The organism is Chryseobacterium sp. BGARF1 (assembly GCF_001677955.1).
Taxonomy (GTDB): Bacteria; Bacteroidota; Bacteroidia; order Flavobacteriales; family Weeksellaceae; genus Chryseobacterium.
Window position 1 is genome coordinate 1 of sequence record NZ_LELA01000155.1, and the last position, 480, is coordinate 480.

Sequence of the window (480 nt, forward strand, 5' to 3'; positions counted from 1 at the left end):
CCAAGACAGGTAAAGAATCTAATTTTTTTGCCCTACCTGCTCGCATCAGTACTTGATTGGTCAATTTATTCTCTCTTAAAAACATACGGTAAACATCTCCAGAATTAGAAGTTAGTAATCTTGCACGCTCATATATTTCTTTGGGTAAACCATCACCTTCATGCACTGCCTTACTGAGTGTTTTATTATAAATACCTACCAGACCTAAGTCTGCAAGTACAGATCCTACTTTTAGAAGTTTTGCCTGTCCTTTTGGAACCAATTCTTTTTGAGCCAATCGCTTCCATTGTTCTGGGTGACTAGAATCTATGAAAACGATTCCTGCCACTTCGTTTGGATAAAGATCTCTGAATATTCTGCTGTAAGGTCCACCCATTGAGTGACCTACTAAAATATAAGGTGGTTTTTCGCCTGTTTTTTCTAATAATTCATGAAGCTGATGTGCGTAAAATTCGGGAGATTTCTGATCATCATTACTTG

The 480-nt window shown here is 37.5% G+C and carries 1 protein-coding gene; it reads right to left on the reverse strand.

Annotated features, from left to right (window positions below; genetic code table 11):
- Positions 1-480 (reverse strand): alpha/beta fold hydrolase (locus tag AB671_RS22395; protein WP_157444290.1); only part of this gene is annotated, 480 nt, incomplete at both ends.